Source organism: Metallibacterium scheffleri (assembly GCF_002077135.1).
Lineage (GTDB): Bacteria > Pseudomonadota > Gammaproteobacteria > Xanthomonadales > Rhodanobacteraceae > Metallibacterium > Metallibacterium scheffleri.
This window is the reverse complement of the sequence record NZ_LDOS01000005.1, coordinates 291348-315494: the sequence shown is the minus strand read 5'-3', so window position 1 is coordinate 315494 and position 24147 is coordinate 291348. Positions and strand designations below refer to the sequence as shown.

Annotated in this window: 18 protein-coding genes and 3 pseudogenes; 15 read left to right on the top strand and 6 right to left on the bottom strand. The window is 62.1% G+C overall.

What is annotated here, in order from left to right:
• Nucleotides 1-6 precede the first annotated feature (6 nt).
• Together Mschef_RS16700 and Mschef_RS17530 are read right to left on the bottom strand one after the other, a co-directional pair.
• The gene (locus Mschef_RS16700; RefSeq protein WP_081130350.1) at nucleotides 7-1353 is read right to left on the bottom strand and encodes a hypothetical protein; all 1347 of its coding nucleotides are present in this window, start codon (nucleotides 1351-1353) and stop codon (nucleotides 7-9) included.
• 61 nt (nucleotides 1354-1414) lie between these two features.
• Nucleotides 1415-2623: a hypothetical protein gene (locus tag Mschef_RS17530; protein WP_139789412.1), complete on the bottom strand. Its 1209-nt coding sequence runs from the start codon at nucleotides 2621-2623 to the stop codon at nucleotides 1415-1417.
• Between the two features lie 258 nt (nucleotides 2624-2881).
• Between Mschef_RS17530 and Mschef_RS16690 the strand changes: the two genes are divergently transcribed.
• From Mschef_RS16690 to Mschef_RS16660, 6 genes are all read left to right on the top strand, one after another.
• Entirely contained in the window at nucleotides 2882-4762 is a 1881-nt protein-coding gene (locus tag Mschef_RS16690) for a DUF3857 domain-containing protein (RefSeq protein WP_081130348.1), read from the top strand.
• On the top strand, nucleotides 4755-5786 hold the full coding sequence (locus Mschef_RS16685) for a SprT-like domain-containing protein (protein ID WP_081130347.1): 1032 nt from the start codon (nucleotides 4755-4757) through the stop codon (nucleotides 5784-5786). Before Mschef_RS16690 ends, Mschef_RS16685 begins: the two co-directional genes overlap by 8 nt.
• Nucleotides 5787-5800: 14 nt before the next feature.
• Nucleotides 5801-7039 (top strand): hypothetical protein, encoded by a 1239-nt coding sequence (locus tag Mschef_RS17525; RefSeq protein WP_139789411.1) that lies wholly within the window; start codon nucleotides 5801-5803, stop codon nucleotides 7037-7039.
• A gap of 579 nt (nucleotides 7040-7618) precedes the next feature.
• On the top strand, nucleotides 7619-8950 hold the full coding sequence (locus Mschef_RS16670) for an ISL3 family transposase (RefSeq protein WP_081130344.1): 1332 nt from the start codon (nucleotides 7619-7621) through the stop codon (nucleotides 8948-8950).
• Nucleotides 8951-9271: 321 nt separating this feature from the next.
• Nucleotides 9272-10576, top strand: coding sequence for an HlyD family secretion protein (locus Mschef_RS16665; RefSeq protein WP_168708829.1), 1305 nt, complete (start codon nucleotides 9272-9274; stop codon nucleotides 10574-10576).
• Nucleotides 10573-12789: a peptidase domain-containing ABC transporter gene (locus tag Mschef_RS16660; RefSeq protein WP_242426581.1), complete on the top strand. Its 2217-nt coding sequence runs from the start codon at nucleotides 10573-10575 to the stop codon at nucleotides 12787-12789. Before Mschef_RS16665 ends, Mschef_RS16660 begins: the two co-directional genes overlap by 4 nt.
• Here the strand turns inward: Mschef_RS16660 and Mschef_RS16655 are convergent.
• Nucleotides 12734-13978: an ISL3 family transposase gene (locus Mschef_RS16655; RefSeq protein ID WP_081130342.1), complete on the bottom strand. Its 1245-nt coding sequence runs from the start codon at nucleotides 13976-13978 to the stop codon at nucleotides 12734-12736. The genes Mschef_RS16660 and Mschef_RS16655 overlap by 56 nt on opposite strands.
• A gap of 206 nt (nucleotides 13979-14184) precedes the next feature.
• Here Mschef_RS16655 and Mschef_RS17520 point away from each other — a divergent pair, with 206 nt between their 5' ends.
• The 3 genes from Mschef_RS17520 to Mschef_RS17515 all read left to right on the top strand — a co-directional run bounded on the left by Mschef_RS17520 (nucleotide 14185) and on the right by Mschef_RS17515 (nucleotide 16835).
• A complete protein-coding gene (locus tag Mschef_RS17520; protein ID WP_136256253.1) occupies nucleotides 14185-14748 on the top strand; it encodes a hypothetical protein in 564 nt (187 codons plus the stop codon).
• Nucleotides 14749-15236: 488 nt separating this feature from the next.
• Nucleotides 15237-16073 carry a Fic family protein gene (locus Mschef_RS16650; RefSeq protein ID WP_081130341.1) on the top strand — a complete coding sequence of 279 codons (837 nt, stop codon included), beginning with the start codon at nucleotides 15237-15239 and terminating at the stop codon, nucleotides 16071-16073.
• 78 nt (nucleotides 16074-16151) lie between these two features.
• The gene (locus Mschef_RS17515; RefSeq protein WP_136256254.1) at nucleotides 16152-16835 is read left to right on the top strand and encodes a hypothetical protein; all 684 of its coding nucleotides are present in this window, start codon (nucleotides 16152-16154) and stop codon (nucleotides 16833-16835) included.
• A 22-nt stretch (nucleotides 16836-16857) separates the two neighbouring features.
• Here Mschef_RS17515 and Mschef_RS16640 read toward each other — a convergent pair whose 3' ends face one another.
• The 3 genes from Mschef_RS16640 to Mschef_RS16630 are packed head-to-tail and all read right to left on the bottom strand — an operon-like array spanning nucleotide 16858 to nucleotide 19737.
• Nucleotides 16858-17949: a tyrosine-type recombinase/integrase gene (locus Mschef_RS16640; RefSeq protein ID WP_081130339.1), complete on the bottom strand. Its 1092-nt coding sequence runs from the start codon at nucleotides 17947-17949 to the stop codon at nucleotides 16858-16860.
• Nucleotides 17946-18653: a hypothetical protein gene (locus Mschef_RS16635; RefSeq protein WP_081130338.1), complete on the bottom strand. Its 708-nt coding sequence runs from the start codon at nucleotides 18651-18653 to the stop codon at nucleotides 17946-17948. The genes Mschef_RS16640 and Mschef_RS16635 overlap by 4 nt, the downstream gene beginning before the upstream one ends.
• Nucleotides 18646-19737: a hypothetical protein gene (locus Mschef_RS16630; protein ID WP_081130337.1), complete on the bottom strand. Its 1092-nt coding sequence runs from the start codon at nucleotides 19735-19737 to the stop codon at nucleotides 18646-18648. The genes Mschef_RS16635 and Mschef_RS16630 overlap by 8 nt, the downstream gene beginning before the upstream one ends.
• A 220-nt stretch (nucleotides 19738-19957) precedes the next feature.
• Here Mschef_RS16630 and Mschef_RS16625 point away from each other — a divergent pair, with 220 nt between their 5' ends.
• The 6 genes and pseudogenes from Mschef_RS16625 to Mschef_RS16610 all read left to right on the top strand — a co-directional run.
• Nucleotides 19958-20371: a hypothetical protein gene (locus Mschef_RS16625; protein WP_176212484.1), complete on the top strand. Its 414-nt coding sequence runs from the start codon at nucleotides 19958-19960 to the stop codon at nucleotides 20369-20371.
• On the top strand, nucleotides 20368-21522 hold the full coding sequence (locus Mschef_RS16620) for a DNA-binding protein (protein ID WP_168708830.1): 1155 nt from the start codon (nucleotides 20368-20370) through the stop codon (nucleotides 21520-21522). Before Mschef_RS16625 ends, Mschef_RS16620 begins: the two co-directional genes overlap by 4 nt.
• Nucleotides 21519-22655 (top strand): annotated as a pseudogene (locus Mschef_RS18340) (type IIL restriction-modification enzyme MmeI); the annotation flags it as partial. The gene Mschef_RS16620 and the pseudogene Mschef_RS18340, both read left to right, overlap by 4 nt.
• Before the next feature lie 73 nt (nucleotides 22656-22728).
• Nucleotides 22729-22887, top strand: a pseudogene (locus Mschef_RS17510) (IS1595 family transposase); the annotation flags it as partial.
• A gap of 168 nt (nucleotides 22888-23055) precedes the next feature.
• Nucleotides 23056-23247, top strand: coding sequence for a hypothetical protein (locus Mschef_RS17505; RefSeq protein ID WP_136256255.1), 192 nt, complete (start codon nucleotides 23056-23058; stop codon nucleotides 23245-23247).
• A gap of 108 nt (nucleotides 23248-23355) precedes the next feature.
• Nucleotides 23356-24135: pseudogene (locus tag Mschef_RS16610) on the top strand (Fic family protein); the annotation flags it as partial.
• Between the last annotated feature and the right edge of the window lie 12 nt (nucleotides 24136-24147).

Here is a 24147-nt window from a genome sequence, read left to right as displayed (position 1 = left end):
TTTGCGTCAGCGGACTCCGGGGCGGCTCTGCTGCACGGGTTTGATTCGCTGAGCCACCTGGTTCTTGACCAGCAAACGGATGTCATCGCCACTCAGAGCGCGGTTGCGCTTGCGCGCAACCAGCATCGCGATGTTGGCGATCTGCATGATCGAGTTCGGCGAACTGACGGGGATCACCAGGATGGGCACGTCCTTGTCGCCGGCGCGCATGTAGATGGACTTCTCCTGGTTTTCCAGAGACATCCATTTCACCTTCGACTGTCCGTGGTTGGAGAACTGGGCGCTGGGCGCGAAGCCATATAAGACGGCCAGCAGCTGAGGAACCTCATCTGCAGTGAGTTGGATGATCAGCTTCTTGCTCCAGTCATACGCTTTGCCCGGTTTGTCGGTCGACGCATCATCGGGATGACCGGAATCGCCGTTGCCTTGCACTGGAGCGAACTCGAAGCGCACTGTTGGGATGCCGGCCTCAGTCTCGGCCGTCTCGACCGTGATGGCCGCCCGGTTGCCATAGGCTTTGCACTGCACGCGATCCTGACTGGAGCGGTGCGAATCAGCTGATCCGGCATCCACAACCTGCGCGGTGGCGCGCCGTTCATGGGTGCCAGTGTCGCGCCGCGCGATTGCTTGACCATGCTCACCCGAGTCCGATTGACGCGCCGATTCGCGTTGACCTGCAGTGTTCTGTACCTGCCCTCTCGAAGCGGGTTGCGATCGGGCGAGGGTGGCGTCGTCGCCGCGTTCAACATCAACCTCGGCCGGGATTTCGTCCGCCGCCGCCCGCGCCACGGGGAGCGTCCGCACTTGTGCTGTCTGTTGTTGAGCGCGGCCAGCGGATCCATTGCCAGCTGCTGAAACGGTCTCAGAGATCATCGAGCGCAGAGTCCTCCTGGCCTGGTCGCCCGTCTCACCGCCGGCGACGGCAAGGTTCATCAGCCGAAGAATCTCGGTTCGCCCATAGTTCCTCAGCAGCGGCTCGACATGCTCAGGGCGCAGACTCGGAAGACCGATGGTCGACAGCGTGGTATTCACATCACGGAGGCTCGAAAGGGCGACCGTTTTCGCGCTCAGATCGGGCCATGGCGCCGCCGGCACTTCGGCACCGCCAGCAATCGCGACGCGCGCCTTGTCGACGGTGGTTCGCATGAATTGGGCGGCCCGATCCCGCGTGATGCATTTCGGTCCGCGGATGGCCGCCAGCGTCGTGTTGAAACGGACCAAGTCGATCTGTGCGCTCACCATTGCCAGTTCATGCTGGGTGATATTGCCGATCCCGCACGATCGCAGCACCGCATTGATGTCCGCGATGGAGGTGTTGGCACGGGTGTTGGCACGGGTGGCGGTGCTGTTCATGGGCGCTGACACGTGTAGGGAGTCACAACCCTCATACACCACTTCACGCGTCGCGCAAGGCCTAGAAGTGATAGAGGTCTCCAAGCACGAGAATGGTCAGCAACAACTGAACAATAACCAAGAATCCGAACACAGCGAAGAGGAAGGAGTTGGTCCGCGATACGCCTTTGCTTTCTTGCAGGTCAGATGCCGCTCTAAGCAACGACAACTGGAGGTTTGGCGCCAGCTTGCGCAGTGCTGAATCAAGCCATCTTGCGGCCGCCCGGAACTCGCCGCGTGATAATGGCTTCAGCATTGCGTCAGGCGTCGCATCCTCGAAAATCGCCTGCTGGGCTGTAAAAAAGACGTCAAGGTCAGTCGAACGCTTGTGCAGATGAGCCAACTCAGACTGCGCTTGGTCTGAGAACTGCGCAACAGGCGTATGTCGGAGTGCGATTACGAACGCATGTGGGTCAAGGTTGTAAAGCCGTTCGATCATGCCCTCGTCACACCACAGCAAAGCACGCATCATGGCAGCAGCACGCTTGGCCATGTCATCACCGCGCCGTGGTTCTACCGAGTCATCCGAGAGCGCGTTCAGATAGAGGCGAACCTCAAATGCGGCCGAGCCTGTATGAGCTTCATCAGCCGCACAAAACCAGTGGGAAATTGCCGCTTGAGCGTCTGACTGCGGAAGCATCACGCCGGTATGAAAGTTGCGCCAAATCCTTTCGAGAAGGTCGCAAATGGCCTCAGCGTGTACAGTATCAAGCGGGCATCCTGCTATGGAAGAGAGCAAGGATCTAACAGCAAGAGACGGCGGATTCGATGTGCAACCGTTCACGACGATGGACGGAATTGACGGGTTATTTGCCAGCCCTGCATATAACTCGCTCAAGCGGCCACGTAGGTCAATTGCCGCAGGTCCTTGACCAGAGCACAAATCGAGCAAGCCTTCTGGTGTCATGCGCGGATTTGACGCAAACACGCCGAGGGCACCAGGCGACGCGCGCAGCAGTGCACCCGCCTGCTCGAGGTCGAGAACGCTCCCGCACCAGCCGGTGCCCGCGGCAAAACCGTTGCCTGCAGCAGATAGGCGCACGACATCACTGGTGGCGCGTTGGTAGGCCAACAGAACTGCTGGGGTCGAGTAACCGAACGTCGCGACGGCCAGCATGCTGAGTTCATCTTCGCGCGCCGCCAGCGCCATCTCGGCGTCGGCAAGGTTGGGACGCTCCTTGCACGTTGAGAGATCTTTGAGGGTGTCGTACGCGTACCCACCATCACGCATGCGGAGCAGAAGCGCGAGGTGCCCTGGAGGTGGGAGGGAATTGCGCATAGATCATCGTCCTTTTGTCGTGTGTGGGTCGAAGAAGAGGCCGGCTTGCCGATACGCCAGCGCCTGTGTGCCTTTTAACACTTCGTGAAGAATATCGCGCGCGGTTTAGCCTGACAGCGGTACCCAGAAAATGCCTCTGAGAGGGCATTTCATGCCCAGGGGTGGGTCCGCGAGTTCGTAGGATGCACATAGCTCAACGCGGACCACCCCATGAAGTCGTTCCAAGCCTGGATTCTCCTGTTGGCCACCATTGGCCTCTGTGGTACGGCAGCGCGAGCCGCCCCGCCAGGTGCCATCATGATTCTCAGGGACACCACGCACATCGTCCTGCACGCTGATGGCCGTGTGGTCGAAACCCGTTTCCTCCGCGAGCAGGCCACGACTTCGGACGGTGCGGCCGCGCTCAAGCGGCTTGCGATCCCGTTCAATTCAGGATGGGAACAGGTTAGCGTGCTGGCGTCATCGGAAATCACACCTGGATCAGGGTATGAAATACCGCGCGTCAACGTACTCAAGCCGATCTCTGCGTCGGCCGCGCCGGCATATGCGACCCAACGCGTCGCCGAAGTGCGCTTTCGCCACGTTGTGCCGGGAACGATCGTTCAAGCCGAGTATGAGCGGGTGACCTCGATTCATGATCTCCCCGGTGCGTTCGGGCTGTTCCGACTGTTCGACAGGACGCAGCCCATCGCATCGGCACAAGTCGATGTGCAGTTCCCGGCCGGACTCAAACTCTACGTCGAGGGAAACAACGGATCGCTGCTCCGCAAGCAGCATGGGGACCACCAGAACGTCATCTTCCGCATCCGCCATGTGGCGCCGCTGGTGGACGTTGCATCGCCGTCCGAACGGATGCAAAAGAGCCCGTACCTCGCGATCAGCATCTATCCATCGGTACACAGGGAAATCAAGGCCTACGCAGCCAAGCTTCAAAAGGCCGAGCGCATGACCCTGGAACTGCAACACCTGGCCGACACCCTGGGCCAAGGAGACATCGACCCCGCAAGCCTGATGCGTCGCTACTACGCCTGGATCAACGATCACATCCGACTGGTCGATCTGCCGCTCGATCTGGAAAACACCACGCCACGGTCCGCACAGCAGATACTCCTGTCGCGCTATGGCAGCCCGCAGGATCGAGTCATCCTGCTGCAGGCGCTCATGCGCGCCAAAGCCATTTCGACCAGTTTGGTCATGGTCCCACGACTGCCGTTGTTTTGGCATCCGGTGGTGCAGCCGATGCCGGCCTTTCTGGGGAAGGTCATGCTGGCCGCGAACAACAACAGCAATCCGCTCGACATCGGATCGCCCTTCATATCGATCGGTGAAGTCGCTCCGGGCGATGCCGGCAAGTTCGGCTACAGCGTGGGTCCGAATGGTGGGGTGGACTTGCTCCGCATTCCATTTCATCCCATCGACTCCATGGCCGATGCCGTGCGCACCAGTTTGACCATCAGCCCAAACGGCGATCTTTCTGGCACTGCAGTCATCGCCGACTACGGCGCACTCGGAGAGGCGAGCCGGCTTGCGTTCCTCACGCGTCCGTTGCGGAGTCTCCGCGATCGGATAACTCGCTATGCCGGCGTCCTGGCTACCGATGTGGCCATTCACACGAGCAGCGATCTCAACACACCAAACGTCCGCTTTGTATATGGCGCTGGCATCAACGATCCGAGCTATGTTGTGCCGGGTTCGAGGTTCTCGATCAGCATTCCGCGCCCAGCTGTCAGCCTGCACCCCATGGCGGACTTCCTGTCGCAAACAGGGCCGGGCCTTTGTCAAAGCACCCTGCGCGAGGAGCAGACCAAGATCAACGTGATCGGCGCCCGATCCATTCGGGCTCCGCACGACATCGAAGTCATCGCGCCAGGCGGAGTCGGCCGATACACAGCAACCTATCAGGTCGGTGATCACGGACACGTGCTGTATGTCGATCGAACTCTCGATCTGACTGCAAATCCATCACGTTGCGACCCAAAGCAACAGAGGGCGCTCTGGAGCTTGGCGCGGTCAGTTCGAGAAGATCTCAATGCCCGGGTGCAGATTGAACTTCCCGCGGCAAAACCGGCCGTGGAGCGCGGGCATGGCTGATCCAGGTATCCAGACCCGCGTCGTCGTGACGTCCCCGACCGAAGAGTTGGTCCAGCAGCTCGTCAGAGCCTACCGTTATTTTAACCGTGAGCTGTTCGGCGATGTGTTGCCGGAGCCCGTCATCACGCTCAACCGGCGCCCCAATACCGAGGGCTATTTCTCCGCTCAGCGTTTCATTCGTAGGGACGAAACGACAACGCACGAGATCGGGCTCAATCCTGCGACCTTTGCCACGCGCAGTCTGATTCACGTGCTCGGCACGCTGGTTCGCGAGATGGTCCACGTCAGCACGTTTACCGCCGGGAAAGCCGGCAGGAAGGGATACCACAACAAGCATTGGGCGGACACGATGGAGGCCGTGGGCCTGATTCCGACCACCACGGGCGTGCTTGGCGGGAAAAAGACGGGCGTCAAACTCAAGCACGTCATCGTCAAAGATGGACCGTTCGAAACGGCAGCCAAGGTGCTGGTCGAGTCGGGGTTCGAGATCACCTGGCTTGATCGCTATCCAGTGGCGCCGGTCGCGAACGATCAAGGCGAAGTGATGGGCGCCGAGCTGATGCGGAAGAGCAAGCTCGATGTCGGCGTCGACCCGGACGCTGAGCAGGGTGACCAAGGCGACGACGACGGGGAAGCCGCAGCGGGAGCAGCGCCACCCCCAGCTGCATGGACTCCGTTTGGACAGCCAGGCGATGCGATCGGGGACGGGCAGGGCGCATTACCTGATCAATCAGGTGATCCAACCTCGCATGCGCCGCGTGAGTACAGTCCATCGGGAGCGTCGACAACCGCAGGTAGTGGCAGGGAAAGCAAGCCGAGTGGCGCCGAGCCGGAGCCGCTGATCGTCATGTCCAGGGCGACGTCGAGGGGCGAAAAGACAACCATCTCGAAGAACAAGTTCAAGTGTCCACAGTGCGACATGCAGGCGTGGGCGAAGAAAACGGCCCGACTGATGTGTGGTGACCATCAGGTTGCTATGGAACTGCTCGAGGCATCGAAAAGCCCAGCGTTTCAGTCTGACTGAAGGGTTGGGGATCGATGGCGCTGCATGTTCACAATAGAAAGCGAGCTCTCGGGCCTGTTCCAACAGACGTTGCGGGCGCGCTGAAGGCCACCTATTTCTCGACCCGGCAGCCGACCCGATCACAGCATGATGCAGCGCACGCTTTCCTCAAGCAGATCAGGACGGCGCGGCAGTGGATCGCCTGCGACTGCCCAGGAGAGAGCCAGGAACCCGCTCTCATGGCGCCACGAGAACCGGAGCACGCCGAGATCCATCTGTTCCAGTTCGGGCGCGTACAGCATGCGGCAGGCTGCTGTTTTGCGCGGGCCGTCGAACATCGCGCGCATGAATCACAGCATGACGCAAACCACCTCAGCGGCCCGCTCGATCCCCCATGGACCATCAGGCCCTACATCGGCACGGGGAAACCGCTCAATGCGCGGCTCGATCAGATCCTGCGCGCTGCACTAACCCGTGCCGGGCTCGGCCGCATCGATGCATGCGACCTGAGTCGCGGAGAGGTTCGTGGGCGCTACCTCCGGGCTGACGGGAAGCCTGCGGCGCTGATGGGCGATGCCATCCAGCATGTCGAGATCGATGACGGCCAGATCTACGAGCAGGCCGGCCTGCTGCACATGCACAGCATTGCCAAGTTTGCGCATACGGAAACTGTCCGAAACCTTGCGCGAACCGCTGGCGGCTATGTTGGGATCTCCATTGGCATGGTCGATGAGGTGATCGGTGGCGAATCCGGAAAACCATCAGGGGTTGGCTTGCGTGGGCGCAGCGGCGAACTCTTTGTGGTTTATGTCGAGCGCCAAGTCACCGGTGCTGAGCTGAACTCGAAAGGGCCGTACTGGGCGGCGCTGGCGCTCTACAGGAGCCCGACCGATCGCGCTTTGCGCGCACTGACAGCGAGCGTTCTGCCAGCACTGGATCGCCTCACCGGCATTCCTCTGATGCGCGAAGTACACCGTGCGCCGGCGCGGCTGTTGCTCGAACAGGCCGTTTTCTGGAAGACCTGGAAGAGTACGCAATGCAACGTTGCCGTCGACTTCCCAATTTACGAAGGCGTGTCGGGCGATGCGGTGATCTCAACGTCCAGTGGACGCTTGGTCGAAACCTACTTCGACGCCGATGCACCGACGGTGCACAACAGGGGCGAATGGGGTGATCTACCAGAGCCCGTGTACTTCAAAGGCAAGTCACAAAAGCTGGCACAACTGCAGCTCAGCGCAGCTGTAGCGAAGGCTTCAAAGCTGAACGCACAGTAAATGCGCACCTCTTGCAGGAATCGCAAGATGTGTTGATCTGATGGTGTCGCAGGGAGTGAGACAAGGACCGCAGCCAGGACGGCTGACACGTCACAAGGAAATAAGGATTTAGCGCGGGCGGATTGGGAAGCGGCGGCCATGTTGACCTGGAAGGTCACATGGATCAAGGACGAAACCGCCCGCCGGCGCAGTGAGAAACAGAAGAGATGATTCAGGCGAGGATCGCCGGAATGGACGCCATAAGGAACGAATGCCGTGGAGTGTTACGTAGGGCATGGATGTCCTGGCAAGGAAGCTGAAGAGTGGTGTGGACGGGGATCTGCCATTTGGGTGGCAATCCTTCACCGCTGTGAAGCGGCGAGTCAGACTCATTGCAGAAGCAATGATGGAGACGGGCAGGGACGCCCACCCCAACAACTACTGAAGCAGTGGGCGTGTCAGGTTTTTTTGGGTATCCGGATTTAAGTGTTGGAACGGGTGTGCTCCTGCGCCCGTCATTCGCTTCTGTAAACAGGATTCCACTGTTGCCTCGGCCGTCGTCGTGCTAGCCTGTAGGTCGGATTTCACTGTGGAACCGGCATGACCGACTTTCTTCAGTTGCCCAGCCTGCGCACGCTCTCCGTGACCGATTCGGGCGATGCCTACACGATCGAAGCCGAAAGCACGCAGTCGCTCCAGCAGTGTCCGGGATGCCAGGGTGCGCGGCTGTATCGGCACGGGGCGCAACCGCAGACCTATCGTGATGCGCCTTCACACGGTAAACCGGTGCGGATCCAGATCCTGCGGAGGCGCTATCGGTGCTTGGATTGCAAGCAGACCGCATTCGATCCGATCCCGGATCTGGATGGCAAGCGCCGCGCCACCACGCGCCTGGTCGCGTTCGTCTGTGCGCGCAGTTTCAGCCAGACGTTTGCGGCGGTGGCCCGTGAGGCCGCCCTGGACGCGAAGACCGTCCGCCAGATCTTTGCCGACCACGTCGCCCGGTTGTCGCAGCAGGTCCGCTTTGAAACACCGCGCGTTCTGGGCATCGACGAGCTGAAGATCATCGGCGCCTACCGCGCCATGATCACCAACGTCGAGCACAAGTCGATCTTCGATCTGCGCGCCAGTCGCAGCAAGGCCGATCTCCTGACCTATTTCAAGAACCTGCCAGACAAGGACAGGATCCAGTGGGTCACGATGGACATGTACGACGTCTATCGGCAGGTCGTGCGCGCAACCTTGCCGCAGGCCCGGATCGTGGTGGACCGCTTCCATATCCAGCGCATGGCCAATGAGGTGCTGGAGAAACTGCGCAAGAACTTGCGCACGACGTTGCCGGAGCGCGAGCGGCTCAAGCTGAAGGATGAGCGCTTCCTGCTGCTCAAGCGCCAGCACGATCTCGATCCCCTGCCGATGCAGCAACTCGATGCATGGTTCGACCGGTTTCCGCAGCTCAACCGCGCGCACGCGCTCAAGGAGGGCTTCCTGTCGATCTGGGACGCGCACAGCCGCGCCGATGCCGAGGCCCGGTTCAAGGTTTGGCGGGGCCACATCGATCCTGAGTTGCAGGAGGGCTTCAAGGCGCTGACCACGGCCATGCGCAATTGGTACGAGGAGGTCTTTTCCTACTTCGATAACCGGATCACCAATGCCTACACGGAATCGGCCAACAGCCTGACCCGGCTGATGCATCGCATGGGGCGGGGCTACAGCTTCGAGGTCCTGCGCGCGCGAATGTTGTACGACGAGCGGGCGCGCCAGGCGACACGGCGGATCCTCGAAACTGCCGCACGGCGCGAGGACACCGTGGGCATGGCCTACTTCACCCGGGCCACTGCGAGAAGCCGGGTAGCGGAGCGCCGGATCATCGAGTACGGCCCGTCCATCGAAGTGCTGGTCCGGCAGCTCGAAGCGGGCGATTTCGAGTAGCACCGGGTGACCTTGGCAACCAACCCGCAACAGCAACACGCGTTGACGCGAAATCTTCCGATCCCGCCCCATGTGTAGGACTTCCCCCACGCGCTGTAGTCCGGGACTGACGCGCGGCGATCCTTGCGCCGACACGCCGATCCGCGCACCGAACGCCGTTGAAGTGCTGCACATTCAATGCGTTGTGCGCTACGCGCTCGAAACGCTTGCTATGCTTGCGAAATCGTATAAGCCCATCAGCCCATTAGGTATAGACACGGACTTCGCACCCACTGTATCTGTCCGGTCCGCGCGCCACGCAGCATGCGCAGGGGTATGGGGATGGGTGCAGCAGCCAACGCCGCTGGAATGGAGGGGACCGGCAGCCTGTTCCGGGCCGAGGCGGTGCGCGCGCATCAGGATGCGTGGCTGGGCGACATCCACCTGGCCACGCCGCCGCGGCGCTGGCTGGTCGTCGGCACCGCGCTGATCCTGACCGGCGCCATCGTCGCGTATCTATTTCTGGGTCAGTACACGCGCCGCGCCACGGTGCCCGGCACCTTGGTGCCGACTTCCGGCTTGCTCAACGTCACCGCCTTGCAGAGCGGCGTGGTGCGCAAGCTCGCGGTGCACCTTGGCCAGCACGTGCAGGCCGGGCAGCCCTTGCTGGACATCGACGGCGCGCTCGGCAGCACCGCCATGGGTTCCGAGGCGGCGGTCGAGATCGCACAGTTGCAGGCGCAGCAGCTCAAGCTGCAAGCCGACCTCATCGATCAGCAGGGTTTGCTGCTGGATCAGACCGACGCGCTGCGCAGCCGCATCGCTGCGCTGGGCGCGCAGCGCAGCGAGATCATCGGCGAGATCGCGCTGGAGCGGGAATCGGTACACAGCCTCGGTACCCTGCTGGCCAAGATCCGGCCGCTGGGCAAGGAGGGCTACGTCTCGGCGCTGGAGATCCAGCAGCAGCAACTGGCCGATCTCAATGCGCGCTCGCAACTGAAATCGCTGATCAGCCAGCGCGAAGCGCTGGGCGAGCAGAGCGGCGATGCCGGCGCGCAGTTGGCGCAACTGCCGCTGCAGGCCGCCAGCCAGCGCCACGCGACGCAGAACCAACTGGCGCAGAACCGCGCCACGCTGGCCCAGGCCGAAACCCAGCAAGCGCTGGTGCTGCGCGCGCCCGAGGCCGGCGTGGTCTCGGCGCTGGTGATCAAGCCGGGCATGTCGGTGGCCAGCGGCGAAACGCTGCTCAGCATCGTGCCCCAGGGTGCGCACCTGCTGGCGCAGTTGCTGGTGCCCAGTTCGGCCGTGGGCTTCGTGCATCGCGGCGAGACCGTGCTGCTGCGCTATCAGGCGTTCCCCTACCAGAAGTATGGTCTGCGCCACGGGCGCGTGACCGAGGTCTCACGCAGCGCGCTGGACCCCACCGAAGCTGCGGCCCTGCTCGGCCAGCCGGTGAAAGCCTCGTTCTACCGCGTGCTGGTGGCGCTGCGCCGGCAGCGCGTGCGCGCTTATGGTCACCTCGAACCGCTCAAGGCCGGCATGGTGCTGACCGCCAACGTGTTACTGGACAAGCGCCCGCTGATCGACTGGATCTTCGAGCCCTTGTTGGGCATGAAGCAGCGCATCGACGCCGAGGGCAAGGCGTGAGCGCCGTGCCGGTGACGCCGCAGTGCTCGCGCCCCGATGTTGGCGCCGTGGTGGGGGGCGATGCCGGCACCTTCGGCGCGGCCCCGCGCTACGAAATTCCGCGCACGCCGCTGAACTTCAGTTGGAGCAGTCGGCGCCTGCCGGTGATCCTGCAGAGCGAGGCCGCCGAGTGCGGCCTGGCGTGTCTGGCGATGGTCGCTTGCTACCACGGCTTCGAGACCGATCTGGCGTCCCTGCGCCGGCGCTTCTCGCTGTCGCTGAAGGGCGCCACCCTGAGCCGCCTGATCGAGATGGCGCAAGCGCTGGGCTTGCAGGGCCGGCCACTGCGCCTGGAACTGGACGAACTCGATCAGCTCAAGCGCCCGTGCATCCTGCACTGGGGCTTGAACCACTTCGTGGTGCTGAAGGCAGTGCGCGGCAGGGTGCTGGTGATCCACGACCCGGCGCAGGGCGAGCGCACGGTGTCACGCGAGGAAGCCAGCCGCCAGTTCACCGGCGTAGCGCTGGAGCTGAGCCCGACGCCCAACTTCCGCAAGGCGCGCGAGGTGGATCCGTTCAACTGGCGCGCGCTGATGGGGCGCGTCCACGGCCTCAAGTCGGCACTGAGCGAGGTCATGGTGCTGGCGCTGCTGCTGGAGATCCTGGCGCTGCTCAGCCCGCTGTTCACGCAGACCATCATCGATCAGGTGCTGGCCGATGGCGATCACGACTTGCTGACCGTGCTGGGCATCGGTTTCGTGCTGATGCTGCTGGTGCAGACGGCGGTCAGCGCCCTGCGCAGTTGGACGGTGATGCGCTTTGGCACCAGCCTGCATCTGTCCTGGGCCGGCAACGTGTTCAGTCACCTGCTGCGCCTGCCCGAGGAGTACTTCGGCAAGCGTCACCTGGGCGATATCGTGTCGCGCTTCAGCGCGGTGCACGCCATCCAGCACACGCTGACCACGCGTGTGGTCGAGGTGCTGCTCGATGGCCTGATGGCGACGCTGACGCTGGGGGTGATGCTGGTCTACAGCTTCAAGTTGACCGGCATCGTGCTGGCCGCCTTTCTGCTGTACGTGCTGATCCGCGCCTTGTCGTACCGGGTGCAGTTCGAGGCCACCAGCCAGCAAGTGGTGTCATCGGCCAAGCAGCAGTCGCGGTTTCTGGAGGCGGTGCGCGGTTCCACCACGATCCGCCTGCACAACCAGTCGGCGGCGCAGTCGGCGCGCTACATGAACGCCACCACCGACACGCTCAACCGCGGCCTCGTGGTGCAGCGCCTCAATCTGATCTTTGGCTCCTGCAGCCAGTTGATCTTCGGCCTGGAGAACACCGCCGTGTACTGGGTGGGCGCGCTGCTGGCGCTCAGCGGCAGCTTCAGCGCCGGCATGCTGATCGCCTTCACCATGTACTGCGGCATGTTCACCAGCCGCGCGTCCAGCCTGGTGGACTATGCCGTGCAGGTGAAGATGCTGCGCCTGCAGGGCCAGCGCCTGGCCGACATTGTGCTGACCCCACCCGAGCGGCATGTCGAGACGAACTACGCCGGACCGCTGCCCGCGGCATCGATTGCGGTGCGCAATCTGGGCTTCCGCTATGCCGAGGGCGAGCGCTGGGTCATTCGCCACCTCGACCTGGACATCGCGGCCGGCGAGTCGGTGGCGATCGCTGGTCCCTCCGGCTTGGGCAAGACCACGCTGGCCAAGCTGCTGCTGGGTCTGCTGGAACCGCAGGAAGGCGAGATCCGGATCGGCGGTATCGAACTCAAGCGATTGGGCAAGCGCGCCTACCGCGCGATGCTGGGCGCGGTGCTGCAGGACGACACGCTGTTTGCCGGCAGCATCGCCGACAACATCGGCTTCTTCGATCCCGAGGCCACGCCGCTGCGCATCGAGGCCGCCGCGCGGCTGGCGCAGATCCACGATGACATCGTGGCGATGCCGATGGGCTATCACAGTCTGGTCGGCGACATGGGCTCGACCCTGTCCGGCGGCCAGCGCCAGCGCGTGATCCTGGCGCGCGCCCTGTACCGGCGCCCGAAGATCCTGGTGCTGGACGAGGCCACCAGCCATCTGGACATCGCCACCGAGCGCGCGGTGAATGCCGCCATCCAGCGCCTGCGGATCACGCGCATCGTGCTCGCGCACCGGGCTCTCTCGCGATTTGTGTGGAATCCGGTTATTTGGCCGTCTGAATGTATGGGTTCATCCAAGGGTTGGTGGGCAGGTGTTTGAGTTTGCCGCAGATCAGGTAGCACATGGTAATAAGGCGGTGGTCAGTGGCGTAGCCGCGAGCACGAGCCTTGGCGGCTTGGATCAAGCCGTTCATCGCTTCGACAAAGCCGTTGGATAGGCCGGTGCGGAAGTGTTCGACGATGCCTTCCAGATGATTGAGAATCGTCGCGCCCAGACGCTTGAACGCCGGCAGTCGGGAGCGGCGTGCCCAGCTAACCCAGGCAGTCAGTCGGGTCTGCGCGTCGACTGCATCGGTGGCCGTGGCGAAGATGTCACGCAAGGCTTCCTTCAGCCGCCAGGCCCGTGCCGTCTTCAAGGTAGTGCGCTGCAGGTGATGCATCAGCGTGATCTGATTCATCGTCCAGCCTTTGGCATCCTTCAGCAGCGCCCAGCGACTGCCCTTGAGGTCGGGAACTTCCTTGACCTCGGCCCGGCGGACCTGCTGCAACGCCTCGTTGGCCAGCGCCACAACGTGAAACGGATCGAAGCACAACGTGGCGTTCGGGCAGTGCTTGCGCGCACCGGCCTGATAGGCCTTGGACATGTCCATGCTGACGGTCTCAATGGCCCCTGGATCACCGCCGTGGGCGCTGAAGTCTTCGGTGAAGGCCGCAAACGTGGCGGCCTTGCGACCCGGTGTGGCAAACAGCAAGCGACGCTCGGCCGGGTCGTGAAACAAAGTGACAAAGCGCTGGCCGCGTCGGGCGCTGCGCTCATCCACCGCCAGTTGCGTCACTTCGGCGTGGACTTCCTGGGCGCGCGCCTGCGCAACGTGGTAGTCCAGCACGCGGGCGATACGATCCCCGGTCGTCCCGAGCATGCGTGCCACCGCAGCCATCGGCATCTCTCGGCACAGCGCCACGATGAAGGCCTCCATCAGCAGCGTGAAGCCCGAGCCTTGGCGGGTCCATGGGGCTTCCACTTGCGTGATCTTGCCGCATGAGGAACACGCTACGCGTGGCAAACCGGCACGAATGAAGGCCTTGAACTGAAAAAAATTCAGGTGCTGCCACGTGCGCTCCAATCGATCGTGTATCGGCTGTTCTGCCGAGCCGCACTTCGGGCACGGCAAACGCTGCTCGTCACAAGCGACCACGAAGTCGATACGACCGTCCGTAGGCGAGAAATCCACCGACGTCACCGACCACGGAGACGTCAGGCCCAAGGCTTGAGTGAAGAGCTTTTCCATGCCGCAAAGCGTGCAGGATTGGCTACGCTACGGCAAGATCAAATCCACACGAAACGCGACAGAGCCCGCGCACCGGCCCGAGACCCTCGCCAGCGCGCAGCGCGTGATCGACCTTTCAACACTCAGGGAACCGGCCGGCACACCGTCGGCAGGACAACGTGAAACGCCTTGCGGCCCTGACGCAAGGCTCAACGAGGAGAACTCAAATGCGAGATCTGAACGATAAAGAATTGCTGCTTGTGTCTGGTGGTACTCAGCTCTTATCTACGAAGACTCTATCGACAATCACTGTAGTAGCTACTGCCCAATCAGGAGGTTCTCTAAGTGGGATTAATGGTACTCTTGCAGGGCTAGCCCCGGTCCCAATCTCGGTAGTAGGTGGGCGAACCGTCCCACTTAATCCGCTTCCAAATTCAGAAATGACTCCGATGGAAATATTCGATTACTTACGGGGTCAAGGATGGTCAGTTACCGGAGCGATTTCAGAAACCTTCTCCGCGGCACTCAGCGATGCAGCAATAGCCGCGACAGCTGGCACCGCAGTAGGGACGGGACTGAGTGATCTCATTCAAACCTATGACCCTGGGTTGGAGCAAGCCCTCGGTGGTACAGAAGCCAACATGTTGAGTGATATTAATTCGGCCTTAACAGATTTCAGTAACGGCCAAATCATCAATGGATTGAACGCGTTGTTTACCGGCTCTGACCCATACACCAACTCTAGCCAGACAAATCTTTTTGAGTCAGATGTTTGGTTGCATTTCGTTTAGCTGATCGCACGCTTGGTCGCCAGCGGCAGATGCGTTGCTGGCGACCCTATAGAGATTCAATCGACTACCAAATTCGCAGATCCTTTAATAGTGCATAATTAAGGTGGCACGATGCATAGTAAACCGCTAAAACTTTTTTTCTGGGTAGGTATTAATGTATTATTTTTAATACTAGTTTTTTACGATATCCCAATATACAACCTCGGCGAGGTTATTTCGTGGACCGTATTGTTTATAGGAGTAACATTAGGCTGGTGGAGTATCTACCTAGATTCAAGCTTTATGAAGATGACAGTTAAACAACTTTTCTGGCTTAATAGGAACCGGATTTTGACTCGGCGTGAACGCGATGCAAGATTCTTGCGTCTCTGTGCCCTTGCCCTCAACGCACTATTTTTCTTCATTGAGCTTAATGCTCATGTTTTTTGATATAGCTACAATCAATTTAATTAAAATGCTGGAAAATCTTTACTGTGATAGGGTGCGTCATGACGCATTACCGTAATACATGCAAAACAAATGTGAAAAACATAAAAGATATTAATGGGACAATATATTTGTTTTTGCGGCGCCTCAAACTTGCCAAACTGAATTCGCTATGTGCAGGCACGCAGTTATCAATTCGTAAGGCTGATAGTCTTGTTAAAGATAAAAATCACTCTATAAATAACCTTCATTTCAGTCAGTATATCAGCCAAATTGACTTTGGTAACTTTCGTCACAAACTAGACCGCTACTTTTCAAAGCCTACAGAATCTATTGAACTATCGACAGCATCTAAGAAGGAAGCAACAATATTGCAAGATTTGTTTATCGATGGTAACTACATGAATGGGTTGGATGCATTCTTGTGCTGGCTTACTCACATTAATGCTTCTCTCACGGACGAGCAATCAAGATTAAGGACTCACGAAACGGTTTATGAATTTAGCACTACGGGAAGTTCTTTTGTCTATCCAACGCCATCGGAAAGCATTATAGGCCTTAGAGAGTTGTATTTTGTTCTAAATCGAGTTGAATCGGCTATTATGAGATCCATACTGCTATATGTAGCTGTAATCTACTTGCACCCATTTATAGATGGCAATGGTCGCACCGCGCGTGTTGCGATGAATTATGTCTTGGGAAGTCTTACGGATCAACCCTTTGTTCCTTGGAAAGAAATTATGGAACGATCTTGGGGCGGGTATGTGATTAGAATGAGAATGGCCGGGATCTTCAATGAGTGGGACGAAATAATAAGATATTTTTGCACAATATTATCAAGCGTGGCCGGTACTACTCCGAACCTGATTCGCCCCGAACTGCAGCCTGCTGCCATGTGATGTGGGCTCCTTGTCGCTTCTTGTAGAACCGGCGCGCTGAGGGTTGAGTTCGACCGCAACGTTGGGCACGCTGCAGCGATGGACAACGCCCCCTTTTCGCAAATTCTGGACCTGACCACGCCGTGGTGTTTCAGCGATGCAGACTTCCGCCCACAGGAAACCGCCATCCACTTTCAGGTGGCCTGCGATGTGCAGCGCCTGCCATGTCCTCGCGGCTGGTGTCGCGCTAAACACCCGGTTCCCACATCGCCGCGCAGGAAACACCTGCTTGATGTTGTGTTTCCAACACTGGGCGATCCCCTCAGGCAACCTGACGGAATCGACCTATCCTACACTCAAATCCGGATACCCCTCGTCGTTTCCTGTGGAGCCGACGGGCGCAGGCCGTGCTTGCTCGGGGTTGGGTCAGAGTGGACGGGGCTGTATCTGTCCGGTGATGGGCTGGCGGCCATCACTGGGCGCCATGTTGCGGAGAGCGAAGACCAAGTGGTGACAGATCTGATCATTCCGACTGCGCCGATTGGGACCAATCGAAGCCTGACTCAAGCCTGGCGCAAGGAGCGCATGGGCATGGTCGCGGAAGTTGGCGCCACGTCCCTCATGTTCAGACAGGGCATTGGGCGTCTGGTGCGGCGTGAAGGATTGCCCAGGAACCGTCGCCTACATTTTCTGGACACGCGGATCTACGACCCGGCGTGGAGACTGTTGTTGCAGCCAGTTGTGAAAGCGCTGGCGCCGTATCGACGCAGAGTGATGGTTTGACCCGGCGTACCCGCGCGGGGCCTTAGTCACCGGCCGCATTGGACCGTCGCAGCCTGGCCACGGCGTTGTTGCCGGCGCGCGACTTGCGCGTGTAGGCGATCACCATCTCCGCCCCCTTCCAGCCACCGGCGAGCTGGATTTCGCCGGTCGAGGCGCCGTCGCGCATCAGATCGTTGGCGGTGCCAATACGGGTCGAGTGCCCACTGATGGTCCAGGCGTGATCGAGGCCGGCGGCGGCGGCGCGTTGCCTGAAGATCCGGGCGACTTCTTTCGCGGTCAGGCCAAGCACCGGTGGTTCGCGACATTCGGCCTCGGCCTGGACAACTTCCGCGCGTTTGCGACCGCCGATCGGCCGGAACACGTAGCCTTCGGTGATGTCGGCCGCAGCGAGCCAGCGGCGTATGCGGGTGAGGGTGGCGGCAGATACATGGCGATAGTCGTCGCCTTGGCCCTCTTGGTCGGTCTTGGAGAAAGGTACCCACACGCTCCAGGTCTCGCGGTGCGCGTCGGGCTGCAGGTGTTCGACCTTGATCGCGACCAGCTCGGCCTCGCGCAGCAGGGAGTCAGAGGCGAGGCTGAGTAGGGCGGCGTCCCGCAAGCTGCGCGGATCGTCCCCCATCGTGGCCAGTATCCTCGCCACATCCTTCTCCACCAGCGCGCCGGCCTGCTTGCGGAAGCCACCGCCGCTGGCCTTGAGGCGTTTGGCCAGCGCCTTCCAGGTAAGCTTCCAGCGCCGATCCTTGGCCGGATTGGCCAGGCCCGCGGCGTCATGGATCAGCGAGACCGTGTAGAGGTAGCGGTTGATCGTGGTCCGCTTGCGACCGCGGTCGATCGCGTTGGTGAGAAAGGCGGCCAGCTGCTCCACCGACGCCGGCAGGGGGGCGTGCCCGGCGCTTTCGCACCAGTCCAGGTACTGGCCCCAGTCCGCGCGTACCGCCTTGACCGTGGCCGGTGCCTGAGCGGCCTCGAAGTCTGCCTGCCAGACGCTCAGGCGCTCGAGCGCCTCAGTGGCCGACAGCGCGCGTGGCGCCTCGGCGAGGGCGTGCACGGCCACAGGTTCGCAGCCGATGAGGCCGTTGAGACTGTCGACCACCAGCAATTCGTTACCGTTCACGGGTCATCGTCCTCGCTGGGCAAGCGCGTGCTGCCGGTGAGCACCAGGGTCATGTGCGCGGCCTCGGCCGCATGGCGCATCGCCGCGACGCCGGCGGGGGAGGGCAGCGCGATCGGATCACCGACCACGTCCCAGCCGGCCGGGTCGTACGGGGGCGCGTAGAGCAGGTGGACCTTGGCGCCCTGGTCCTGCGCCGACAGCCAGGTCGCGCCCGCAAACGAGAGCCCGAGATCGGTGGCCAGGACCGCGAGTTCGGCGGCGGCATGGTGCGATTGCGTGTGATCGGGGGATTCCAGAATCAACTTCCACAGTGCGTTGACGTCGGCCTGCGACGTCGCGTCGCGATCGACGAACAGGTTGCGGCGGGCCGGCCAGGTCAGATCGACCAGCGGCACGTCGACCCGCGCGCGCAGCTGGACCAGGGAGCGGCCGATGAGCGCGGCACGGGGCAGGTAGATCTGCCCGTTCCTTGGTTGCAGGTCGCGCAGCAAGGTTTCCCAGGCCGCCCCATCGGTCGTCGTGGCCAGAAACAAACCGCCTCGCCCGACGTTTCCCGGGGGCACGTCCTGCATCAGCGCCATGCGTCCATCCGGGTGCGGGTGCGGGGTTCGCGGCCCGTAGACGTCCCAGTAGATGCGCCAACCCGTCGACCCGGCGGTGAGCGCGTAGGTCCTCAGCTGGTCGACGAGATCGCCCTCAGCCATGCGCCACCGCCACCTCCGCCGACGCGTCAGGTGACGCATCCGGTGGCACCAGCGCGGCGGCATCGTCGCGCGCTAGGTCGATGACCGCCTGCGGATCCGACGCAAACACCTCCGCCGGCGTCCGGGCGGCGGTGTCCAGGGCGGCGAAGCGCGCCGGGTCGGCGCGCACCTGGGCGGGGGCGGCCGCGCGCAGCGCCAACGCCTGGGCGCTCAGCCGTCCGCGCGGCTGGTACAGCCAGAACGCACGCTCCCAACCGGTTTTATCGACCGCTGGCGTCAAGCCGGGCTGGCGCGCGAGCGCATCGAGCAACTCCGGAAGGCGCGGGTTGACGGATCCACTGGGCAGGAACTGGAACGACGGATGGCGGTGCCCCCCGCGTGTACGACCCGCCCAGACGCCGAACAGCGTGCCGGCCGTCCGCTCGCGGCTGACCCGCGACTCGGCACCTGAGCCGGTGCTGCCGAGTTGACGACCGACGGCCTGGGAATCAGGCCAGTCCAGCTCGAGCAGGGATTCGCGGAAGCTCTGTACCCCGGCATCATCCTGGGGGTCGGAGGCGCGACCGATCACCAGCGTAGCGGGCAGGTGCACGACGTGACTGATCGAGGTGCCGCCAACAACCAGGACGTTCAGACGCTTGATCAGTTGATCCAAGAATGGCGTCGGATCGGTACCGGCTCGCGTGGGACTGACCTCGATCAGCGCCTTGCGGAAAGACGTCTTCGACGTGCCCTGGAAGGCGTGGATCGCGGTAAAGGTTTGGGCCAGCTGGGCGTGCTCCACCTCACGCAGCTGGTTCTTTCCCTCCCACAGCAGCCAGTAATGCTTGCGCGACGACGACGCTCTCGCGAACACGTGCACGTGGCGTTTGAACGAGGGCATCTGCAGCAACGTGTAGGCGCCGGCCGCGAGGTCCTGGCGCGTGGGTTCCTCGATGTCACGGCTGGCCGCGCCATAGAACACGCGCACGCCGCCGGCAGGATCGGCGGTGCTTTCGTCGCGCAGCGCGGCCGCCGTGCGGGTGCCCCAGCGCAGCTCGCCTTCGAACGGCAGGTCGACCATCGCGAAATGCGGGGTGGTCATGGCAGCTCTCCTTCATGTAATCGGTCACCGCAGATGCAGGTCGGCGGTGGGTCTGATCGTCGCGCAAATGGGCGCATGATGCAAGGAATGCAATATATATATTCCGCCATAAGTTTAATTATTGGCTATCTATGGATATGGCGTAGCAATGCGCTAGCAATAGCCTAAACTCCGTGCTAACATCATCATGTCACCAAATATCGATCTTTCGGCGCACTAAATGTCTACCTTTAACCTCGAGGCCGCCGCCGTGCAGACCCATTCGAAGACGCCAGCACTTGCCGCCGATGCCGCACTCATCACCGATGTCGAGATGGCTTTCGGCACCACGCGCCTCCTGCTGCCGCCGGAAGCCATTCCCGAGGCGTTCTGGCGTGGCAATGCGTACACGCAGCTGGCCGAGGCCTTGTTCTATGGATCCGCATTGCCGCCGCTGCTGATCGAGTTCAAACCTGGATTCGATGCCCAGCGCCTGCGGCGCATCGTGCGCAGCCATTTGGCCTCATGCGAGTCAAAGCACGATCACAAGATCGCCGGCGTCGGCTACCTGATCGCCCAAGCCGCGACCTTGACGCCAGCATCGGCCCACGCCGAACCGGTGCCAGTGCCGGAGCCCGAGGCCACCGCGCCGTGAGCGACGCCCATGAAGCCACCGCCGCGCCCCCGGACGAAGGGACCGATCAGGCCCGCAAGGATGCGATCCGCCGCCTCTGGCTGACGGAACACGGCGGCGAGGCCGTCCGCCTCGAGGCCGCGGTCGTGGCCGAGATCGCCTACCGGCTGGTCGAGGCCGGCCTGCAGCCGACCGTCGACGCGATCCGCTACGTCAACGGCGGCCAGGGCTCACCGAATGTGATCCACCCCGCCGTGCGCCAGTTTTTCCGTGCGGATCTGCGCCGGCGTTGGGGCGGCACGCCGCCGCCCGAGGTCCCCGGCGTCCCGCCGGCGTTGGTGGAGCTCTGGGGTCAGTGCGTGCGGGACGCCCAGCGCGCGGCCGATTCGACGCTGGAAGCACCACGGGCGGAACTGGCCCGTCTGCGGGTGGCCATCGAGCAGCGCGCCACCGAGGTCGAGGCCACGGCCGAGCAGCAGCGCGCCGAGCTGGTGGCCATCAAGGAGCAGGCGGTAGATCTGTCACGACGGCTTGATCGCGCCGAGAAGGCCCAGGCCACCGCCGTGGAACGCGCGCACGCAGCCGAATCATCGTTGGTCAGCGCCCAGGCCGAGATCAAGGCACAGCGCGAGGCGCACAAGACGCTGCAGGCGCAGGCCTCCGCCGAGCGCACCACCCTCGCGAAAGAACGCGACCGTTGGCGCGCGCAGGCGGAAGAGGCCCGCCTGGAAGCAGCCGTGCTGTCCAAGGCACAGGAACACGCAGAAAGCAGGCTGACCGAGCAGCTGGCGCGCGCAGCGACCCAGCAGGCGCTCGAGCACGATCTGCGTGGCGCGCTGGCCACTGCGAACGGGCAAATCGATGATTTGCGCCGGGAAAACCAGCAGATCGAAGCACTCACGGCCTCAGCGTCCGCGGAACGTGACGCCGCGTACGAGAGTGCTGCCAAGGCAGAGCAGCGCGCCAGCATCTCGGAAACCCGCCTGCAGGCCGCGAATGATCGCATCATGCAAATACAGGCGGACCTGGATACAGCACGGGCCACCACGCTCGACGTGGCACGCATCCAGGGCGAACTGAAAGCACTGCGTGAACAAAACGACCGCCTTGGACAGGAGCTTGCCACCATGCAGAGCCAGCTGATTCGACGGATGATGGATCCGGCGCCATGAGCAAGATCACGCGTAACCAGGCGCGCAGTAATCTCGCAGCCTTTGCCAAGCAATGGCAGGATGCGACGCGCGAGAATGCCGACGCCAAGCTGTTCTGGGCGCGGTTCTATGAATGCTTCGGCATCCGGCCCGAATCCGCCACCATCTACGAAAAGCAGGTGGCGAAGATTGGCGGCGGCCACGGCTTCATCGACAGCTTCATTCCCGGCAAGCTGATCGTCGAACACAAGAGCAGGGGCAAGAGCCTGGACGCCGCCTTCAATCAGGCCGCCGATTACTTCACCGCGCTGCCCGAAGCCGAGCGCCCGCGCTACATCATCACGTCCGACTTCGCGCGCTTCCGGCTGACCGACCTGCGCAACGACACCACGCACGAATGCGCGCTGGCGCAGCTTTCCAAGCGGGCCGACTGGTTCGGCTTTCTGCTGGAAGGTGAACCCGCCGAGATCGCCGAAGAATCGAAGATCGACCGCAAGGCGGCCTATCAGGTTTCGCGCTTGCACCAAGCCCTGCTGGACGCGCGCTTCACCGGCCATGACCTTGAAGTGTTCATGACCCGGCTGCTGTTTTGTTTCTTCGCCGACGCCACCGGCATCTTTGGTGAAAACCGCCAGTTCACCCGGCTGGTGCAGCGCAGCCGCGCCGATGGCAAGGACCTGGGCGCCCTGCTGACGCAGTTGTTTCAGGTGCTGGATCAGCCGCGCGATAAACGCCAATCGACGCTGGACGAAGACCTGGCCGCCTTCGAGTACATCAACGGCAGCCTGTTCGCCGAGTCGGCACGCATCCCGGCCTTCGACCATGACCTGCGCGCCCTGCTGCTGGAATGCGCGGAACTGGACTGGAGCGGCATCTCCCCGGCCATCTTCGGCGCGATGTTCCAAGGCGTGCTGGAGCAACACCACCCGCATGACAAGCGGCAGGCGACCCGGCGCGAGCTGGGCGCGCACTACACCAGCGAGCGCAACATCCTGCGCGTCATCAATCCGCTGTGCCTGGATGACTTGCGCGCCGAGCTGCATGCGCCCAAGCGCACCAAGGCCACGCTGCGGGCGCTCTACGATCGCCTGCCGACGCTGACCTGGTTGGACACCGCCGCCGGGTGCGGCAATTTCCTAGTCATCGCTTACCGCGAGCTGCACGCCAGCAAACTGCCCAAGCCATGCCACTGCGCTGGTGCCGCGCGCGTACAGCGTGTGCACGTGGGCAGCCTATGCGCATCGTTACCTCGCCGAGGCCGCCTGGCGTTTCAACCGCCGTTTCGACCTCAAGATTCTGGTGCCTCGCTTGCTGGTGGCCGCAGCGCGCTGCAAAGCCTGGCCCGAGCGGCGTTTGCGCGCCATGCCTGCCACCCCCGCCGGCTGAACTTCAACGCGAATCAGGTCGGGCGATGCCTAACCATCTGAACAAGTTCAGATCGTCCGCAAGCCAAGGATGGCTTGCATCCGCAACAAGCTCGTAAATGCTTGTTGCGGAGGTTTCCTGGGTGTGCTCGGGCTAAAATCACGTAATTAACTCGAATGGGTGGATGTTATGAAAAAGACACTGTTTTGGGCATATATTTTTACAGTTTTACTGGTTGCAGTTGGATCTCTAATAACCCTAGTGGCTAAGAAAGATTTTACTTCTTTCATTGCTGGGATGATATTTGGTACTGTAACTATGAATTTTATATATTTCATTGAGAAAAATAAATCGCGTAACCTCACACCAGATTCGCGCTGATGTTTGGCCGGCAAGGGTGGCCGTCATGGTACGCAAACGCCACTCTGGCCATGCTTTGCAGCGCGCTGCGGCCATCAGCAGACGGGTACCAAAATCTGAAGTCCCGGTATGCCGTCCACCGCCGAGGTCTCCACGCGTTCGGGCCGCTACGTTACCCAACCGACGGGTTATCGGGCCTTCATGCCGGCGCCACTGCCGCCGCAGCCGCCTTTGGCGCTCGGCGGCGAGCTTCACGCGCTGCTGTCGGCCGCCGACCGCGCGCCGGGTCGCCTCGACGGGTCGGTGCTGACGCTGCCGAACCCTGACCTCTTTGTTTTCATGTATGTGCGCAAGGAGGCGGTGCTCTCCAGCCAGATCGAGGGGACACAGAGCTCGCTGCAGGACCTGCTGGCGGCCGAGGCGCAACTGTTCGATCAGAACCTGCCGCGCGACGTGGACGAGGTGGTCAACTACGTGCGGGCGATGAAGCACGGCCTGGCGCGGCTGGGCGAGCTGCCGGTGTCGGTGCGCCTGATTCGCGAGATCCACGCCGAACTGATGCGCGGCGTGCGTGGCGGCCGGTTGCAGCCCGGCGAGCTGCGCACCAGCCAGAACTGGATCGGCCCGGCCGGCTGCACGCTCACCACCGCGACCTTCGTGCCGCCGCCGCATCACGCGATACCGGAGGTGCTGGGGGACCTGGAAAAGTTCCTGCACGCGCACGACGAGCTGCAGCCGCTGGTGAAGATCGCGCTCGCCCACGTGCAGTTCGAGACGATTCACCCGTTCCTCGACGGCAACGGGCGCGTCGGCCGGCTGCTGATCACTTTCCTGCTCACCGAGCGCGGCGTGCTGCACAAGCCGGTGCTGTACCTGTCGCACTTCTTCAAACGGCACCGCCAGGCGTACGCTGCATGCACG

What these genes read in the sequence shown, in the direction of transcription:
- Mschef_RS16700 (WP_081130350.1), bottom strand. Translation starts at nt 1,353, where the DNA reads ATGAACAGCACCGCCACCCGTGCCAACACCCGTGCCAACACCTCCATC.
- Mschef_RS17530 (WP_139789412.1), bottom strand. Translation starts at nt 2,623, where the DNA reads ATGCGTGATGGTGGGTACGCGTACGACACCCTCAAAGATCTCTCAACG.
- Mschef_RS16690 (WP_081130348.1), top strand. Translation starts at nt 2,882, where the DNA reads ATGAAGTCGTTCCAAGCCTGGATTCTCCTGTTGGCCACCATTGGCCTC.
- Mschef_RS16685 (WP_081130347.1), top strand. Translation starts at nt 4,755, where the DNA reads ATGGCTGATCCAGGTATCCAGACCCGCGTCGTCGTGACGTCCCCGACC.
- Mschef_RS17525 (WP_139789411.1), top strand. Translation starts at nt 5,801, where the DNA reads ATGGCGCTGCATGTTCACAATAGAAAGCGAGCTCTCGGGCCTGTTCCA.
- Mschef_RS16670 (WP_081130344.1), top strand. Translation starts at nt 7,619, where the DNA reads ATGACCGACTTTCTTCAGTTGCCCAGCCTGCGCACGCTCTCCGTGACC.
- Mschef_RS16665 (WP_168708829.1), top strand. Translation starts at nt 9,272, where the DNA reads ATGGGTGCAGCAGCCAACGCCGCTGGAATGGAGGGGACCGGCAGCCTG.
- Mschef_RS16655 (WP_081130342.1), bottom strand. Translation starts at nt 13,978, where the DNA reads ATGGAAAAGCTCTTCACTCAAGCCTTGGGCCTGACGTCTCCGTGGTCG.
- Mschef_RS17520 (WP_136256253.1), top strand. Translation starts at nt 14,185, where the DNA reads ATGCGAGATCTGAACGATAAAGAATTGCTGCTTGTGTCTGGTGGTACT.
- Mschef_RS16650 (WP_081130341.1), top strand. Translation starts at nt 15,237, where the DNA reads ATGACGCATTACCGTAATACATGCAAAACAAATGTGAAAAACATAAAA.
- Mschef_RS17515 (WP_136256254.1), top strand. Translation starts at nt 16,152, where the DNA reads ATGGACAACGCCCCCTTTTCGCAAATTCTGGACCTGACCACGCCGTGG.
- Mschef_RS16635 (WP_081130338.1), bottom strand. Translation starts at nt 18,653, where the DNA reads ATGGCTGAGGGCGATCTCGTCGACCAGCTGAGGACCTACGCGCTCACC.
- Mschef_RS16630 (WP_081130337.1), bottom strand. Translation starts at nt 19,737, where the DNA reads ATGACCACCCCGCATTTCGCGATGGTCGACCTGCCGTTCGAAGGCGAG.
- Mschef_RS16625 (WP_176212484.1), top strand. Translation starts at nt 19,958, where the DNA reads ATGTCTACCTTTAACCTCGAGGCCGCCGCCGTGCAGACCCATTCGAAG.
- Mschef_RS17505 (WP_136256255.1), top strand. Translation starts at nt 23,056, where the DNA reads ATGAAAAAGACACTGTTTTGGGCATATATTTTTACAGTTTTACTGGTT.